The organism is Parasphingorhabdus flavimaris (assembly GCF_013371215.1).
GTDB classification, from domain to species: Bacteria; Pseudomonadota; Alphaproteobacteria; order Sphingomonadales; family Sphingomonadaceae; genus Parasphingorhabdus; species Parasphingorhabdus flavimaris.
On sequence record NZ_JABWMH010000003.1, the window covers coordinates 445,704 to 461,630 of the forward strand.

Below are 15,927 nucleotides of genomic sequence, written 5' to 3' on the forward strand. Positions count from 1 at the left end.
ATAATCCCTTGAACAAGTGTCTTAACTGCCCAATTAAATTGTCAATTGCAACTCGTCCCTACCAATGGCATAACCGTTCAAAAGCTGGGAGAGACGGCAATGGCTACAAAGGTTGCGGACAAGAGTGCCGCCACGGCAATATCGGTCGACGTATTGATCGTCGGCGCCGGGATTTCGGGAATCGGCATGGCGGTTCATCTGCGGGACAAATGTCCCGGCAAGAGCTTTGCCGTGGTCGAGCGCCGCGATGATATCGGCGGGACCTGGAACCTGTTCCAATATCCCGGCATCCGCAGCGACAGCGACATGCACACATTGGGTTTCAAATTCGAACCGTGGACCGAGCAGAAGGCGATTGCCGACGGTCCCTCGATCATGGACTATCTCCACCGGATCAAGGCCAAGCATGATCTCGAAAAGCACATGCATTTTGGCCACAAGGTGCTGTCTGCGAGCTGGTCGAGCGAAGATGCGCGCTGGACGGTAACGGCGGAAAAATCGGACGGCAGCCAGGTCACGATGCACGCCAATTTCCTCTATATGGGGTCAGGCTATTATGATTATGACAATCCCTATGACGCCCAGATAGAAGGCTTGCAGAATTTCAAGGGCGATGTCGTTCATCCGCAATTCTGGCCTCAGGATCTCGACTATTCGGGCAAGAAGGTGGTGATCATCGGCAGCGGCGCGACCGCGGTGACAATCGTCCCCGTGATGGCGGAAAAAGCCAGTCACGTCACGATGCTGCAACGGACACCGACCTGGTTTTTCGCGCGTCCGGCAAAGGACTGGCTGGCCAATTTGCTGCGCAAGATCATGCCCGAAATGTGGGCCTATAAAATCATCCGGTTCAAGAATGTCCAGTTGCAGAATATCGCCTTCAAAATGGCGCGCGACAACCCGCAGAAGGTCATCGAAAAGCTTGAAAAACCGCTCAAGAAAGAACTGGGCGACAAATATGTAAAGGAAGATTACACGCCGCCTTACGGTCCGTGGGAGCAGCGCCTGTGCCTGGTTCCCGACAGCGACATGTTCAAGGCCATCGCCGCCGGCAAGGCCGATCTCAAGACCGGCCATATCGAGACGGTGACCGAGACGGGAATAAAGCTGAAATCGGGCGAGACAATCGACGCCGATATCATCGTCACCGCGACGGGTCTCAAGCTGGCGGTTGCCGGCAAGGTGGCGTTCGAAGTCGATGGCAAGCCGGTGCACTGGCCCGACCATTATTATTACAAGGGCTGCATGTTCTCCGACATTCCCAATCTGGCGGTCGTATTTGGCTATCTCAACGCCAGCTGGACGCTCAAGGCGGATGTCGTGTCGGAATTCACCTGCCGCCTGCTGCACCATATGGACGCGACGTCGACGCGGATCGCCAATCCGGTTCTGGATACAACGCTGGAGCAGGAGGATTTGTTCGACTTCTCGTCTGGCTATATCCAGCGCTCGCTGTCGGAGCTGCCGCGCAACAGCACCACGATGCCTTGGAAGCTCAGTCAGGATTATCTGTTCGAAAAGAAGGTGCTGGTCAACGACCCGATCGACGACGGGGTGCTCCGGTTTTACGGCCCCAATTCCGAGAGACCGGCTGACGGAAGCGAAGCGACTCTCGAAGCCGCCGAATAGTTCTGCTGTCAGAACATAGGGGGTGAATCATTTTACGCATGTTTACCATTTGTTGAGCAGAATTCGCTAAGGCCTTGGTCGAGGGGCTGACCATGGGATATATGAATTCACAATTTCGGACGGTGAAGCCGGCGCTGATCGAACATCGTAAAGTGTATCGCCATCCCGTCCAGATTCAGCGCGCCGCGATCCGGCAGCATGGCAAGACCGGGAAGGCTGGCGAACTGGTCGATGTTTCGATTTATGGATGCAGGATTGCCTGTGATTCGCGCTTCAGAGCCAGCACACGTCTCTGGTTGCGCTTCGATGACAGCAGCCCGATTCCGGCAACCACCATCTGGTGCAAAGACGGTCATATCGGCTGCCGCTTCGACGAAAAGCTGGACCACGGCCTGTTCCGCAGCCTGACTCTGATCAGCGAATAGACCAGCCCCAAAACCCCTCACTTGCCAACTAACATCTGTGTCAGTAAGGTGGCGGGATGAAAAACGAGATTCTTGACGTTCTGATTGTCGGTGCCGGCCTGTCCGGTATCGGTGCAGCGGTTCACCTGACCAAAAGATGCCCCGGCAAAAGCTTTGCCATTGTCGAAGGGCGAGAGCGGCTCGGCGGCACCTGGGACCTGTTCCGTTATCCCGGTATTCGCTCGGACAGCGACATGTATACATTGGGTTATAATTTCAAACCCTGGACCGCGCGCAGGGCGATTGCCGATGCGCCGTCGATCCTCACTTATCTCAACGAAACCGTCGCCGAATATGATCTGGACGACAAGATCCGCTTCAACCGCAAGGTGGTGGACGCCAGCTGGTCGAGCGAAACCGCCCTCTGGACGGTCAGCCTGCAGCATGGCGACGGGTCGCTGAGCACCGTCCAGTGCAATTTCCTCCACATGTGCTCCGGCTATTATAACTATGAGGAAGGCCATAATCCCGACTTTCCCGGCAAGTCCGATTTCGCCGGACCTATTGTCCATCCGCAATTCTGGCCCGAGGACCTCGACTATGCAGGCAAGAAAGTGGTTGTGATCGGCAGCGGCGCGACCGCAGTGACGTTGATTCCGTCGATGGCGGACACCGCAGCGCATGTCACCATGTTGCAGCGTTCCCCGACCTATATCGTATCGCTGCCGGGCGAAGATAAATGGGCTTTGCGGTTCCGCAAATTCTTGCCGAGCAAGGCTGCCTATATGTTGACCCGCTGGAAAAATGTGCTGTGGGGTCTGTTTACCTTCAATCTGGCCCGGAAGAAACCGGCCGGCTTCAAGGAACGCCTGCTCAATATGGTGCGCGAGGAAATGGGGCCGGATGTCGACATGACCAATTTCACGCCCAGCTATAATCCGTGGGATCAGCGGCTATGTCTGGTGCCGGACAGCGATCTGTTCGCTTCGATCAAATCGGGCAAGGCATCGATTGTCACCGACCAGATCGAAACCTTTACAAAGCACGGCATAAAGCTGAAATCCGGCAAGACGATCGAGGCGGATGTCATCGTGACCGCCACTGGGCTGAAAATGCTCACCGGCGGCAGCGCCAAAATTTCGGTGGATGGCGAACCGGTCAATTTCGGTGAGAAGATCAATTACAAGGGCGTTATGTTCTCCGGCATTCCCAATTTCGGGATGACGATGGGCTATACCAATGCAAGCTGGACGCTGAAAGCCGACCTGACCAGCGAATATGTCTGCCGCCTGATCAACCATATGGACAAGAAGGGCACGCCGATCGCGACCCCGACCCTGCCGGCAGGTGAAGAGATGGGAACCGAGCCGATGCTTGATTTCAGCTCCGGCTATGTCCAGCGGGCGATAAAGGATCTGCCGAAACAGGGCGATCGCAAACCGTGGCGGCTCAACCAGAATTTCCCGAAGGACATTATCAATCTGCGGCACAAGGCGGTGGATGATGGCGTGATGGTCTTTTCCAGGCCGACTGCTGCGGCGGTTTCCTCTCCGGACAACCAGGTCGAAGCAGAATCCATCGCGGCTGAATAGACTCTCGCGCTTCGCAAATTCTGTGGCTATAGCGATCAAATGACTGATTTTAAGGCATTGATCGAGGCCGACACCGGCCAGGCAGCACGCAATATCCAGATATTGGATGTCGGCAGTTTCGAAGACTGGCTGAAGGGCCAACCGGAGACCATCCGCGCGATTGTGAAGGCCTATCGCTTTGTCGCCAATCCCGACTCCTATCTGCTGTTGCCTCCGGTCGGCGGCAAGAGCGATGACAAGTTGGTCGCGGACGACTTTTCGGTTGTTGCCGGTGTCACCGACCGGAACAAGCTTGATGCCTGGTCGCTGGCCAAGCTCGGCGGCAGCCTGCCCGAGGGAAATTATCGTCTGCAGGACGCCAGCGCCAAGGGAACATTGTTCGGCTGGCTGATTTCGCAACATGAATTTGATCGTTATAAAGAGCTGCCGGACCGTCAGGGACCGAGCGTTTTGCTGGTCAACGACGCGATCGGTCAGCGCGACGAAGCCGTTCGGCAGGCGGAAGCCACCGCGATGGTCCGGGACATGGTCAACACGCCGGCGGCAGACATGGGGCCGGACAAGCTGGAAGATATTGTCGACAAGCTGGCGGCGCAGCACGGCGCAGAGCTGAAAGTGACGCGCGGCGATACGCTGGAGGAGCATTTCCCGATGATCCACGGCGTCGGCAAGGCTGCGATGCGCGCCCACGCGCCGCGCCTGCTGGAACTGAAATGGGGCAGGGCCGATCATCCGAAGATCGCGATTGTCGGCAAGGGCGTGACCTTTGACAGCGGCGGATTGTCGATGAAATCGCCGGCCGGCATGATGCTGATGAAAAAGGACATGGGCGGTGCTGCCCATGCCATCGCGCTCGCCCGCATGGTGATGGAAGCCAAGCTGCCGGTGCGCCTGCATCTGCTGGTGCCGGCGGTGGAAAATTCGATTGATGGCCATGCCTTGCGGCCCGGCGACATATTGCACAGCCGCAAGGGGCTGACCGTCGAGATTACCAACACAGATGCCGAAGGGCGGCTGGTATTGGGCGATGCGCTGACTCTGGCCGGCGAGGAAGAGCCGGAGATGATCATCGATTTCGCCACGTTGACCGGCGCGGCGCGGGTAGCCCTCGGTCCCGATCTGCCGGCGATGTTCTGCGATGATCGCGCCATGGCGGAGGGCCTGGTGCAGGCCGGCGACGGCGAAAGCGACCCGCTTTGGCAAATGCCGCTCTGGTCGGGCTATGATGCGATGCTGAACAGCGAAATTGCCGATTGTGTGAACAGCGCGTCGGGTGGCTTCGCCGGATGTATCACCGCGGCGCTGTTCCTGAAGAAATTTGCGCCGGAATCGGTGCCCTGGGCGCATTTCGACACTTTCGCCTGGCGTCCGGCGGCCAAGCCGGGACGGCCAAAAGGCGGCGAAGCGCTGGGCCTGCGGGCGAGCTGGCGCTATTTGCAGGGGCGTTTCGGGCAGTAGGAAAGACGAGAAAGATCTTCCTGTGGAATTTCGGCTACCGCCCCAATTGTGGAGGTACAATCTAGGCCGCTAAAATGTCTGTTCCGGGCGCAGTTGATGCCATTGTCTTGAAGTGATACCGGAAACATATGCAAGTCGAAATTCATCACGGCGGAAAGCTAATTGGTTGCAGCCATCTCGATGCAGCAGACCCACCGATGGGCGTAGCGACTGGTTTTTTCGAACCCACAACGAGCTATGATCCGAAAATCCACGCAGGTGAAATTGACGGCGTTCATCAGCCGGAGGTTTACAATTTAACCTTGGTGGTGAATTCTCTAATGCATGGAAAAATCGAGTGCCACTCAGTTTTCATTGAAGACTATAGCGAAAGCCTAGACGAGAGGCATGTCTCTATCCTAGCAATACCATACCCTGATTACGAAACGTATTTTGGTGATTATCCTGCATACAAGGCATATTGGAACCAAAGCTAATGTCCGCTTTCGGGATGAAGCAGTCATTCTCGACGGCATATCTTAGTGTCCGCTCCCCACCTAACAACAGAAATTCAGCCTGAGACAGCGGGCTTCTGCGACACCGCTTGATTAACCGCCCTCAGGTCGTCTAAAGGCCGTCGATTGTCACCGCTTTGTCACATGGCGCATAAGCCGCAGAGTCACGGACATTTTTATCGCTATTGGGATTTCGAAACGCATGGACATGGAAACTGCAGATACTGGCGCGCACAAGAAATTCGTGCTGAACGGTCCGGAAGGAGATTTCGATCCCCGGATTACCGCGCATCGCGGCGACCTGGCGGATATTGCGCTGGCGGGCAAAATGTTTGCCCCGCATTATGCCACGCCGATGCCGATGCGCTGTTCCGCGCCAAAGGCGATGCTCCGCAAGCAGCCCGGCAAGGATCATGAAGCGATTTCCGAATTGCTGCACGGCGAGGATTTCCACGTGCTGGATATCGCCGGCGACTGGGCCTGGGGCTATTGTGGGCATGACCATTATGTCGGATATGTGCCGGTCCATGCGCTGCAGCATCAGAAGAAGACGCCCGAGCCGACCCATTTGATCTTTGCCCGCGCGGCGCTGATCTTCATCGAACCGGATTTCAAATCTGGCGTTATGAAGCGACTGCCGATGGGATCGCGGATCGCTTGCGGCGAAGCCAGCGAATGCGGCAATTTCCTGAAGACCGGCAAGGGCTATGTCCATGTCCGCCATGTCCAGCCGATCGGTACCAAGGTCGTTTTCGACGGAACCAATGGTACGGCGGCGCTGGCCGAACAGCTGATCGGCGCGCCCTATCTATGGGGTGGCCGCAGCGGCGATGGTCTCGATTGTTCGGGTCTGATCCAGATGATATTGATGCTGACCGGGGTTGACGCTCCGCGCGACAGCGACCAGCAAATGGCAGCGCTGGGCGAGGAAATTGCCGCCGACGAGGAGCTGCGACGCGGCGACCTTGTGTTCTTCCCCAATCATGTCGGCCTGATGATCGACAAGGAAAGGATCGTCCACGCCAATTCCCACATGATGCAAGTGGCGATCGAACCATTGGCGGATACGATAGCCCGCTTTGCCAAGACAGCTGACAAGCCAGTATTGGCTCGCAAGCGGCTGTCCTGAGGCTGCTATGACGAAGACTGTTTTCATCGACGGCGCGGTTGGTACGACCGGACTGGAAATCGCCGAGCGGCTTTCCGGGCGGAGCGAATTTGCTCTCGTCCAGTTGCCAGAAGACCGGCGCAAGGACGTCAATGCGCGGCGCGAGGCGATCAACGACAGCGATTTCGTCATATTGTGCCTGCCCGACGACGCAGCGACAGAAGCGGTCTCTCTGATCGATAATGACAGCACGCGGGTGATCGATGCATCGACGGCACATCGCGTTGCCGATGGCTGGGCTTATGGTTTCGCCGAATTTCGCGATGGCCAGCGGGCCGCAATCGCCAGCGCGCGTTTTGTATCAAATCCAGGCTGTTACCCGACCGGTTTTCTCGGTCTTGTCGCTCCGCTGATTGCTCGTGGCCTGCTGCCCGCAGACTGGCCCTATGTCATGAATGCAGTGTCCGGATATTCGGGCGGCGGCAAGGCGCTGATCGAGCGGTTTGCCCAGGAACCCGATCTGGGTTTTCGTAGCTATGGCCTGAATTTCGATCATAAGCATCTGCCGGAAATGAAGGCCTACGCCGGCCTGAGCCACGATGTCATTTTTGCGCCTTCGGTGATCCGTGCCTTTCGCGGGATGCTGGTCGATATTCCGCTGCATCTGGGCGCTATCGGATCGGTGCGCACGGACCAGCTGCTCGAAGAGCTGACCGCCTTCTATGCCGGTTCGAAAATCGTCTCGGTTCAGGGCAGGGGCGACCTGTCAGAGCTGTTGATCAGCGAGAATGATGCCCCGACCGACCGGCTTGAGCTGTTTGTCTGCGGCAATGCGGAAGGCTATCACGCCCGCCTGATTGCGCGGCTGGACAATCTCGGCAAAGGAGCGTCGGGCGCGGCTGTCCAGAATCTCAATATCATGGCCGGTCTCGACGAGACCGCGGGGCTGCGGCTCTAGGCTTCGCTTATTTGGCGGCTGCAACCGCCTTGCCGGGACGCAGGCTGGTGCCTGCCCGTCCACCACGGAACGAACCGAGCCAGCTCAGCGGGTTGAACGTCGTCGTCCCATCGAGCGAGAATGTGATGAACTCCGCCCGTCCGCCGATATTTTCCCAGGGTATGGTTCCACCGAGACCAAGCGGACTGGCAACCCGGCTGTCCGCGCTGAGATCGCGGTTGTCACCGAGCAGATAGACCTCATGTTCCGGAATTTCCACCGGCGCCACATCATCGGTATATTGGGGGCCGAGATCGATAATATCGTAGCTCACGCCGTTGGGCAGTGTTTCGCGGACAATCGGCAGGCGGCACACCGGATTGCCATTGGCGTCTTCGCTGCGGGCACCCGGAAATTCGTTCAGGCCACAGGGCGAATTAGCATCGATCGGGATCAGCAGATCGGGCTGGACGTCCTGTCGCACGCCAATGCCGTTGAGGAATATCTGACCGCCCCGCAATTCAATCGTGTCGCCGGGCAAGCCGATCACCCGCTTGATATAATCGCTGCTCTGTTCTTTCGGGGTCAGGATCACGACATCGCCGCGTTCGGGCAGACTTCCGAACAGGCGGCCTTCCAGGCGCGGCAATATGTGGAATGTCGGCGACACCCAGGACCAGCCATAGGCATATTTGCTGACGATCAGCCGGTCACCGACCAGAAGCCTGGGCATCATCGATACCGAAGGGATGTAAAAGGGCTTGGCTACCAGGCTGTGGAAGGTGAGAACCGCCAGCAACAACAAGCCAATGCTCTTGATCTCGCCGATCCAGTCGGTTTTCTCTTTTTCCGGTTTCCCAGTGGAACCGCTGCCAGCAGTATTCTCTATAGCCATATTTTTATCTTTGGTTTCCTCGTCCATGGGGAGCGCATTTCCTACAGCGGATGGGCTTCGATGATCACGAATGCCTGCGCCCATGGATGATCGTCGGTGAGTGTGAGATGAACGATTGCCTCATATCCCGCCGGTGTCAGCGCGTCGAGGCGTTTTTTCGCGCCGCCGGTCAGCGCCAGCGTCGGCGCTCCGCTTCTGGCGTTGATCACGCCGATATCCTTCATGAACACGCCAGCCCGAAAGCCGGTGCCGACCGCTTTGGAATAGGCTTCTTTCGCGGCGAAACGCTTGGCATAGGTGCCGGCGATGGTGAACGGCCTTCGGCGGGCCTTTGTGCGTTCCAGTTCGGTGAAGACGCGATTTTCAAATCGCTCGCCAAAGCGGTCGAGCGAATTCTGGATCCGCTCGATATTGCAGAGGTCGGAACCGAGGCCGATGATCATTTTTTATCCTCCCTGCAGCAAAGCTGCGGGGAGGTGGCGCCGAAGGCGACGGAGGGGTGCCCCTCCACCACCCTTCGGGCGGTCCCCCTCCCCGTCTTCGACAGGGAGGAAAGATTGGCAGACATACTCACCGGGCTTCGTCCATCAGGGCGCGCATCTGTTTGATGCTGCCGTCGAGGCCGCTGAAAATCGCCTCGCCGATCAGAAAGTGGCCGATGTTCAGCTCCACGAGCTGCGGGATTGCGGCGATCGGGACGACATTGTCGAAAGTCAGCCCGTGTCCGGCGTGCGGTTCGATTCCGTTTTTGGCCGCGAGAGCTGCGGCATCGGCGATCCGGCGCAGCTCGGTTTCGCGTTCGGCGCCCGTAAGCTCCGCATAATGGCCGGTATGAAATTCGACCACCGGCGCGCCGAGGCGGATCGCTGCCTCGATCTGGCGCGGGTCGGGTTCGATGAACAGGCTGACGCGGATATTCGCTTCCCTCAGCTGACCGACAAAATCGGCCAGCTTGTTGTGCATCCCGGCGGCATCCAGCCCGCCTTCGGTGGTCCGTTCCTCGCGATTCTCCGGGACGATGCAAGCAGCGTGCGGCTGGTGGCGCAGCGCGATCTGCAGCATCTCGTCGGTCGCCGCCATTTCCAGATTGAGCGGAATGGTCAACGTGTCCATCAGCACGGTCAGATCGTCATCGCGAATATGGCGCCGGTCTTCGCGCAGATGGGCGGTTATGCCGTCTGCGCCAGCTTCGGCGGCGACCAGCGCCGCTCGCACCGGCTCGGGATGATCGCCACCGCGCGCGTTGCGGATCGTCGCGACATGGTCAATATTGACGCCGAGCCTGAGCGGGTTGGATATGCTCACGCTGGCGAAGGTTCCGCCCGGCTGCCGGGCTTGGTCGTGGGAATGGCGGCCAGTTCGGCGGGGACCTCGTCAGCGGCATAAGATGGCACGTCGAGTGCGACCAGGGGGAAGAAGGGGATATCGAACTGAGCTGCGCCATTGGAACGGTCGATCAGCGCGCCGGCCGCAATCACGTCACCGCCCGCGTCGCGGATCGCCTGGATAGCTTCGCGGGATGACAGGCCGGTGGTCACGACATCTTCCATCATCAATACTTTCTGGCCCGGTTCGAGCCGGAATCCCCGGCGCAGCTCGAATATGCCTTCAGGGCGCTCGAGAAACAGGGCTTCAAGCCCAAGAGCCCGGCCCATTTCATGGCCGACGATCACGCCGCCCATTGCCGGAGAGACGACGATATCGATCGAGCGTCTGATATTCTGGGGAATTTTCGCGACAAGCGCTTCGGCCATGCGCGACGCACGGGCAGGGTCCATCAGCAAGCGCGCGCATTGCAGATAGCGGCTGCTGTGGCGGCCGGAGGAAAGGATGAAATGGCCCTGCAACAAGGCGTCGCAGCTACGGAATTCTGATAAAATCTCTTCTTCTGTCAATTTTCCATCCCTGTCTGTATTTCGCCTTTCTGCCCAAATGGGCATATTGCCGCTTCATTGCCAGATAAATTAAAGCCAAAAAACTGAAAAAATATGTATTCCGTAGCTTGAGGCTTGGGTCAACCATGCCTATAAGCCGCCCCAATCGGACTATTCCAGGCCGGGCTCGCTGATTCCAAAAGTCGGGCCACTGCCGGAAAACTACCGAAACTTGGGGTAAGATAGGGTTGAGCGATATATGACTCATTTTGTGAAAGCTTGGATTCTGGCCATTGGCTTGATTCTCACGCCGACTGCATTGTCGGCGCAAGAAGCGTTGCCGGCGGCACCGGTTGTGGATCCAGTAGCGTCCAGCGAGCTGGAAGCGGCGGAAGTGCCAGCAGAGGCCGCAGCCACTGCGTCCGGACTTGATCCTGCGCTTTACACCCCGATGAAACCGACCGAAGGCATCGGCATGCCGGTCGATGGCGGCATCGATTTCCAGGAACAGTTCAGCGAAACCGGCAAAACCGCGCATTGGATCAACAATGCGATCCTGGTTCCGATGATGGTCGGTGTCAGTCTGCTGGTTCTCTTTCTTCTGATATGGGTTGTGTTTCGTTTTCGTCGTGGCGCAAATGCGGTTCCTTCAAAAACAACCCACAATACTTTTATCGAGATCATCTGGACGGTCATTCCTGTTCTGATCCTTGTTGTAATCGCCGTGCCGTCGATTAGCCTGCTCGCGGAGCAGTTTGAACCGGCACCGGAAGATGCCCTGACCGTGAAAGTTACCGGATATCAATGGTATTGGGGTTATGGCTATCCCGACAATGGCGATTTCGAAGTCATTTCCAACATGTTGACCGAAGAAGAAGCCGACGCGCGCGGAGAGCCCTATCAGCTCGCTGCTGACAACCGGATGGTCATTCCGGTCGGAAAGCCGGTCAAGCTGTTGATCACCGCAGCAGACGTGATTCACAGCTTTGCCATTCCGGCAGCATGGTTCAAGCTTGATGCGGTTCCCGGACGGATCAATGAAAAAGTTCTGCAGATTGATCGCGAAGGCGTCTATTATGGCCAGTGCTCCGAACTTTGCGGCGCGCGTCACGGCTTCATGCCGATCACCGTTGAAGTTCTGTCTGAAGAAAAATTCAACAACTGGGTTCGCGCCAATGGCGGTACAGTGAAGGGCGAAGCAGCAGAAGCCGCTCCGACCGACGCCGACGCCAGTGAAGCGACCACCGAAATCGCGTCTGCCGATGCAGCCGCTGCGACCAACTGAGGGTTAGAGTAATGACAACAATCACAGCAGATGGCCACATCGACGATCATGCGCATGACGCCGATCACAAGCCAGCCTTTTTCCAGCGCTGGTTCATGTCCACCAACCACAAGGATATCGGTACTCTCTATCTGATTTTCGCGATTGTCGCGGGTATCATCGGTGGCGGGATTTCCGGTCTTATGCGGCTGGAACTGGCCGAGCCCGGCATCCAGTATCTGCAGGCCTGGGCCAGCATGTCCAACGGCACCGAAGCGTCGATGGATCAGGCCTATCACCTGTGGAACGTGCTGATCACAGCGCACGGCCTTATCATGGTCTTCTTCATGGTGATGCCGGCGATGATTGGCGGCTTTGGTAACTGGTTCGTGCCGCTGATGATCGGTGCGCCGGACATGGCCTTCCCGCGGATGAACAATGTCAGCTTCTGGTTGCTCGTCCCCGCGTTCCTGTTGCTTCTCGGTTCCTCTTTCGTGCCAGGTGGTACCGGCAACGGTGCCGGTACCGGCTGGACGGTTTACGCGCCGCTCTCGACGAGCGGTTCGGTTGGCCCGGCGGTCGATATGGCGATTCTATCGCTCCATCTTGCCGGTGCATCCTCGATCCTCGGTGCGATCAACTTCATTACCACCATTTTCAACATGCGCGCGCCGGGCATGACCCTGCACAAAATGCCGCTGTTTGTCTGGTCGGTTCTGGTTACCGCATTCCTGTTGCTGCTCGCGCTTCCCGTGCTGGCTGCAGCAATCACGATGCTGCTCACCGACCGTAATTTCGGAACAACCTTCTACGATGCCGCAGGTGGCGGTGATCCGGTGCTGTACCAGCATCTGTTCTGGTTCTTCGGGCACCCCGAAGTCTACATCATGATCTTGCCCGGTTTCGGTATGGTCAGCCACATTATCTCGACCTTCAGCCGCAAACCGATCTTCGGTTATCTCGGCATGGCATATGCCATGGTTGCGATCGGTGTCGTCGGCTTCGTGGTCTGGGCACACCACATGTTCACCACCGGCATGTCGGTTAACGTGAAAATGTATTTCACCGCAGCGACCATGGTGATCGCGGTGCCGACCGGTATCAAGATCTTCTCGTGGATCGCGACCATGTGGGGCGGGTCGATGACCTTCAAGACGCCGATGATGTGGGCGCTTGGCTTCATCTTCATGTTCACCGTTGGTGGCGTGACCGGTGTTGTGCTTGCCAATGGCGGGATCGACGACAATCTCCACGACACCTATTATGTGGTCGCTCACTTCCACTATGTGTTGTCGCTTGGTGCGGTCTTCTCGCTCTTTGCCGGCTTCTACTACTGGTTCCCGAAAATGTCGGGCCGGATGTACAACGAACTGCTGGGGCAGCTCCATTTCTGGATATTCTTCATCGGCGTGAACATCCTGTTCTTCCCGCAGCATTTCCTCGGACAGCAGGGCATGCCGCGTCGTTATGCCGACTATCCTGAGCAGTTTGCTTACTGGAACCAGATCAGCTCGCTCGGCTATGCCGTGATGCTGGTTGGCGTGCTGATCTTCTTCGTGAATATCGCATACTCCATGTTCGCCGGCCGCAAGGCAGAAGGCAATTACTGGGGTGAAGGCGCAACGACGCTGGAATGGACATTGTCCAGCCCGCCGCCGTTCCACCAGTTCGAAACCCTTCCTCAAATCAAGTGATTTGAGGACCAGTCGGGAATTTGGGAATAGAAATGACCACTGCGTCACAAACAATGCAAGGCCTGGCCAGCGCGAAGGATCTCTTCGCGCTGACCAAGCCGCGCGTGATGTCTCTGGTGATCTTCACCGCCCTGTGCGGACTTCTGGCGGCGCCCGGAACAATTCATCCGGTCATCGGCTTTACCGCAATCCTCGCGATCAGCCTGGGGGCAGGGGCTTCGGCCGCGCTCAACCAGTGGTATGAATATGATATCGATGCGATCATGAAGCGGACCAGCCAGCGGCCTCTGCCCGCTGGCCGTATGGATCGCGAGACCGCGTTGCATTTCGGGATCGGACTGTCGGTCTTCTCGGTGCTGCTGATGGGCGTCGCGGTCAACTGGTTCAGCGCCATATTTCTTGCATTCTCGATCTTCTTCTACGCCGTGGTCTACACCATCTGGCTGAAACGCAGCACGCCCCAGAATATCGTTATCGGCGGCGCTGCCGGCGCTTTCCCGCCTGCGATTGGCTGGGCCGCGGTGACCGGCGACGTGACGCTGATGCCGGTCCTGCTGTTCGCGATCATCTTTTTCTGGACGCCGCCGCACTTCTGGGCGCTCGCGCTGTTCATGAACAGTGATTATTCGAAAGCCGGCGTGCCTATGATGCCGGTGGTTGCCGGGCAAAGATCGACCCGCAACCAGATTTTCGCCTATAGTCTTATTCTGACGGCAATCGCTATCGCGCCTTTCGCTCTCGGGCTGGCAGGTTCGGTCTATGGTGTTGCGGCAATCGCGTTGAGCCTGATATTCTGCCTGCTGTCATTGCAGGTCGCTCGCAGCAAGACGACCAAGCCGGATGAAATGGCAGCGGAAAAGCGCCTGTTCAAATTTTCGATTCTTTACCTGTTCGCGCTGTTTGCAGCGCTCGTAGCTGACCGGATGATATTCTCATGAGCGAGATTGATAATGGCAAAGCTCCGATGAGCCCTGAAGAACAGAAAGCCTATCAGGCACGGCAGAAACACCGGGCGGTCATTCTGGCCGGACTGCTGTTCTTCATGGTCATCCTATTCTATTTCATCACCATCGTTAAAATCAGCGGTGGTTCCTGATGACCGCCGCGAAAACCTCACTTTCTGGCAAAAACCTGCGCAGCGGCATGATGGCCGGTGCGATGGGTCTCGGCATGTTGGGCCTCGGCTTTGCTGCCGTGCCGCTCTACGAGGTATTCTGCCGGGTGACAGGCTATGGTGGAACAACCCAGCGAGTTGGTGAAGCGCAGGCAGCGACGATTGAAGCGACCAGTCAGGTGATGTCGATCCGGTTCGATTCCAATGTCAATTCTGCGCTGCCCTGGTCGTTCAAGCCGGAGCAGGCGGTTGACCGGGTCAGCGTCGGTGCGCGCGACATGGCGATTTTCATCGCGACGAACGAGAGCGACCAACCGGTTGTTGGTACGGCCACCTTCAATGTCACGCCGCTTCTCGCCGGCAAATATTTCAACAAGGTGCAATGTTTCTGCTTCAGCGAGCAGATGCTGAAGCCGGGGCAGACGGTCCGGATGCCGGTGCTATATTATGTTGATCCTGCGATCATGGAAGATCCGGAAACAAAAGATATCAAGGAAATCACGCTCAGCTATACTTTTTATCGTTCGACGGACGAGCAGGCAGTAGACGCCGCTAACGGCGATAGCTAAGAGAAATTCAAGTCAAGGTTAGGGAAATAATATGGCCGGTGCCAAAAATCATGATTATCACATCTTGCCGCCAGACATCTGGCCGCTGGTCGGTTCATTTTCCGCCTTTGTCATGGCAATCGGCGGCATTCGCTGGATGCATGACATGTCCTTCGGTCCGCTGGTCTTTGCAATCGGCTTTGCTGCGATTGCGCTGACCTTCTATGCCTGGTGGGCCAATGTGATCAAGGAAGCCCATGCTGGCGACCACACACCCGTGGTCCAGCTGCACCTGCGCTATGGCATGATCCTGTTCATTGCCTCGGAAGTCATGTTCTTCGTCGGCTGGTTCTGGGCATGGTTTGACTACGCCCTTTTCCCTCAGCCGCTTGAAATGGTTGACGGCATTGTCACCAATTATATCGGCCAGGACGGTGCTGCGGCGCTGTTGCAATGGCCGCCCAAGGGCATCGAAGTGCTCAACGCCTTTGAATTGCCGCTGCTCAACACGATGATCCTGCTGTGTTCCGGCACCACCGTGACCTGGGCGCACCACTCGCTGATCCATGGCGATCGCAAGGGCCTGATCACCGGCCTTTGGCTGACGATCATTCTGGGCGTGTTGTTCTCCTTCATCCAGGCCTATGAATATAGTGTTGCGCCATTTCCGTTTGCCGGCATCAACTATAGTTCGGCATTCTACATGGCGACCGGCTTCCACGGCTTCCACGTTCTTGTTGGCACGATCTTCCTGATCGTCTGTCTGGCGCGGGCCTATAAGGGCCACTTCACCCCGAAACAGCATTTCGGCTTCGAAGCAGCTGCCTGGTACTGGCATTTCGTCGATGTCGTCTGGTTGTTCCTGTTCATCGTCGTCTATGTCTGGGGCGGATGGGGCGCACCGGTTCACTAGGCT

Annotated in this window: 17 protein-coding genes; 13 read left to right on the top strand and 4 right to left on the bottom strand. The window is 57.4% G+C overall.

The genetic code is table 11. The annotated features are described in order from the left end of the window. Positions 1 to 99: 99 nt before the first annotated feature. The 7 genes from HUO14_RS11035 (at position 100) to argC (ending at position 7,643) form a co-directional block, all read left to right on the top strand. Complete coding sequence (locus HUO14_RS11035) at positions 100 to 1,629, top strand: flavin-containing monooxygenase (RefSeq protein ID WP_176279884.1); 1,530 nt, start codon at positions 100 to 102, stop codon at positions 1,627 to 1,629. A gap of 92 nt (positions 1,630 to 1,721) precedes the next feature. Further along, the gene (locus tag HUO14_RS11040) at positions 1,722 to 2,054 is read left to right on the top strand and encodes a PilZ domain-containing protein (RefSeq protein ID WP_176279885.1); all 333 of its coding nucleotides are present in this window, start codon (positions 1,722 to 1,724) and stop codon (positions 2,052 to 2,054) included. A 56-nt stretch (positions 2,055 to 2,110) separates the two neighbouring features. Beyond that, positions 2,111 to 3,625, top strand: coding sequence for a flavin-containing monooxygenase (locus HUO14_RS11045; protein WP_176279886.1), 1,515 nt, complete (start codon positions 2,111 to 2,113; stop codon positions 3,623 to 3,625). Positions 3,626 to 3,664: 39 nt separating this feature from the next. After that, the gene (locus HUO14_RS11050) at positions 3,665 to 5,083 is read left to right on the top strand and encodes a leucyl aminopeptidase family protein (RefSeq protein ID WP_176279887.1); all 1,419 of its coding nucleotides are present in this window, start codon (positions 3,665 to 3,667) and stop codon (positions 5,081 to 5,083) included. A 128-nt stretch (positions 5,084 to 5,211) separates the two neighbouring features. Next, positions 5,212 to 5,559: a hypothetical protein gene (locus tag HUO14_RS11055; RefSeq protein WP_176279888.1), complete on the top strand. Its 348-nt coding sequence runs from the start codon at positions 5,212 to 5,214 to the stop codon at positions 5,557 to 5,559. Between the two features lie 220 nt (positions 5,560 to 5,779). Further along, positions 5,780 to 6,706: a C40 family peptidase gene (locus HUO14_RS11060; RefSeq protein WP_246255509.1), complete on the top strand. Its 927-nt coding sequence runs from the start codon at positions 5,780 to 5,782 to the stop codon at positions 6,704 to 6,706. A gap of 7 nt (positions 6,707 to 6,713) precedes the next feature. Further along, positions 6,714 to 7,643 carry an N-acetyl-gamma-glutamyl-phosphate reductase gene (argC, locus tag HUO14_RS11065; RefSeq protein WP_176279889.1) on the top strand — a complete coding sequence of 310 codons (930 nt, stop codon included), beginning with the start codon at positions 6,714 to 6,716 and terminating at the stop codon, positions 7,641 to 7,643. Between the two features lie 7 nt (positions 7,644 to 7,650). On the opposite strand, the gene lepB is transcribed toward argC, so the two are convergent. The 4 genes from lepB to pyrE all read right to left on the bottom strand — a co-directional run bounded on the left by lepB (position 7,651) and on the right by pyrE (position 10,412). Then, positions 7,651 to 8,517 carry a signal peptidase I gene (lepB, locus tag HUO14_RS11070; RefSeq protein ID WP_246255511.1) on the bottom strand — a complete coding sequence of 289 codons (867 nt, stop codon included), beginning with the start codon at positions 8,515 to 8,517 and terminating at the stop codon, positions 7,651 to 7,653. A gap of 41 nt (positions 8,518 to 8,558) precedes the next feature. Then, positions 8,559 to 8,960, bottom strand: a complete 402-nt coding sequence (acpS, locus tag HUO14_RS11075) for a holo-ACP synthase (RefSeq protein WP_176279891.1) — start codon at positions 8,958 to 8,960, stop codon at positions 8,559 to 8,561. A 127-nt stretch (positions 8,961 to 9,087) separates the two neighbouring features. Beyond that, on the bottom strand, positions 9,088 to 9,816 hold the full coding sequence (locus HUO14_RS11080) for a pyridoxine 5'-phosphate synthase (RefSeq protein ID WP_176280193.1): 729 nt from the start codon (positions 9,814 to 9,816) through the stop codon (positions 9,088 to 9,090). Between the two features lie 2 nt (positions 9,817 to 9,818). Beyond that, on the bottom strand, positions 9,819 to 10,412 hold the full coding sequence (gene pyrE / locus HUO14_RS11085) for an orotate phosphoribosyltransferase (protein WP_176279892.1): 594 nt from the start codon (positions 10,410 to 10,412) through the stop codon (positions 9,819 to 9,821). A 238-nt stretch (positions 10,413 to 10,650) separates the two neighbouring features. Here pyrE and coxB point away from each other — a divergent pair, with 238 nt between their 5' ends. From coxB to HUO14_RS11115, 6 genes are read left to right on the top strand one after another with little or no spacing between them, the layout of a single operon-like run. Next, complete coding sequence (gene coxB / locus HUO14_RS11090; RefSeq protein ID WP_176279893.1) at positions 10,651 to 11,676, top strand: cytochrome c oxidase subunit II; 1,026 nt, start codon at positions 10,651 to 10,653, stop codon at positions 11,674 to 11,676. Between the two features lie 11 nt (positions 11,677 to 11,687). After that, positions 11,688 to 13,349, top strand: coding sequence for a cytochrome c oxidase subunit I (gene ctaD, locus HUO14_RS11095; protein WP_176279894.1), 1,662 nt, complete (start codon positions 11,688 to 11,690; stop codon positions 13,347 to 13,349). A gap of 32 nt (positions 13,350 to 13,381) precedes the next feature. Next, a complete protein-coding gene (locus HUO14_RS11100; RefSeq protein ID WP_176279895.1) occupies positions 13,382 to 14,287 on the top strand; it encodes a heme o synthase in 906 nt (301 codons plus the stop codon). Continuing rightward, positions 14,284 to 14,445 (top strand): hypothetical protein, encoded by a 162-nt coding sequence (locus HUO14_RS11105; RefSeq protein ID WP_176279564.1) that lies wholly within the window; start codon positions 14,284 to 14,286, stop codon positions 14,443 to 14,445. The genes HUO14_RS11100 and HUO14_RS11105 overlap by 4 nt, the downstream gene beginning before the upstream one ends. Then, on the top strand, positions 14,445 to 15,032 hold the full coding sequence (locus HUO14_RS11110; protein ID WP_176279896.1) for a cytochrome c oxidase assembly protein: 588 nt from the start codon (positions 14,445 to 14,447) through the stop codon (positions 15,030 to 15,032). Before HUO14_RS11105 ends, HUO14_RS11110 begins: the two co-directional genes overlap by 1 nt. Before the next feature lie 31 nt (positions 15,033 to 15,063). Further along, positions 15,064 to 15,924: a cytochrome c oxidase subunit 3 gene (locus HUO14_RS11115; protein WP_176279897.1), complete on the top strand. Its 861-nt coding sequence runs from the start codon at positions 15,064 to 15,066 to the stop codon at positions 15,922 to 15,924. The last annotated feature ends 3 nt before the right edge of the window (positions 15,925 to 15,927 follow it).

Excerpts from the sequence above, each read along its gene's own strand:
- HUO14_RS11060 (WP_246255509.1), top strand. The coding sequence starts at position 5,780 with ATGGACATGGAAACTGCAGATACTGGCGCGCACAAGAAATTCGTGCTG.
- HUO14_RS11110 (WP_176279896.1), top strand. The coding sequence starts at position 14,445 with ATGACCGCCGCGAAAACCTCACTTTCTGGCAAAAACCTGCGCAGCGGC.
- lepB (WP_246255511.1), bottom strand. The coding sequence starts at position 8,517 with ATGGCTATAGAGAATACTGCTGGCAGCGGTTCCACTGGGAAACCGGAA.
- HUO14_RS11050 (WP_176279887.1), top strand. The coding sequence starts at position 3,665 with ATGACTGATTTTAAGGCATTGATCGAGGCCGACACCGGCCAGGCAGCA.
- HUO14_RS11045 (WP_176279886.1), top strand. The coding sequence starts at position 2,111 with ATGAAAAACGAGATTCTTGACGTTCTGATTGTCGGTGCCGGCCTGTCC.
- HUO14_RS11055 (WP_176279888.1), top strand. The coding sequence starts at position 5,212 with ATGCAAGTCGAAATTCATCACGGCGGAAAGCTAATTGGTTGCAGCCAT.
- coxB (WP_176279893.1), top strand. The coding sequence starts at position 10,651 with ATGACTCATTTTGTGAAAGCTTGGATTCTGGCCATTGGCTTGATTCTC.
- ctaD (WP_176279894.1), top strand. The coding sequence starts at position 11,688 with ATGACAACAATCACAGCAGATGGCCACATCGACGATCATGCGCATGAC.
- argC (WP_176279889.1), top strand. The coding sequence starts at position 6,714 with ATGACGAAGACTGTTTTCATCGACGGCGCGGTTGGTACGACCGGACTG.
- HUO14_RS11105 (WP_176279564.1), top strand. The coding sequence starts at position 14,284 with ATGAGCGAGATTGATAATGGCAAAGCTCCGATGAGCCCTGAAGAACAG.
- HUO14_RS11100 (WP_176279895.1), top strand. The coding sequence starts at position 13,382 with ATGACCACTGCGTCACAAACAATGCAAGGCCTGGCCAGCGCGAAGGAT.
- HUO14_RS11040 (WP_176279885.1), top strand. The coding sequence starts at position 1,722 with ATGGGATATATGAATTCACAATTTCGGACGGTGAAGCCGGCGCTGATC.
- HUO14_RS11115 (WP_176279897.1), top strand. The coding sequence starts at position 15,064 with ATGGCCGGTGCCAAAAATCATGATTATCACATCTTGCCGCCAGACATC.
- acpS (WP_176279891.1), bottom strand. The coding sequence starts at position 8,960 with ATGATCATCGGCCTCGGTTCCGACCTCTGCAATATCGAGCGGATCCAG.
- HUO14_RS11035 (WP_176279884.1), top strand. The coding sequence starts at position 100 with ATGGCTACAAAGGTTGCGGACAAGAGTGCCGCCACGGCAATATCGGTC.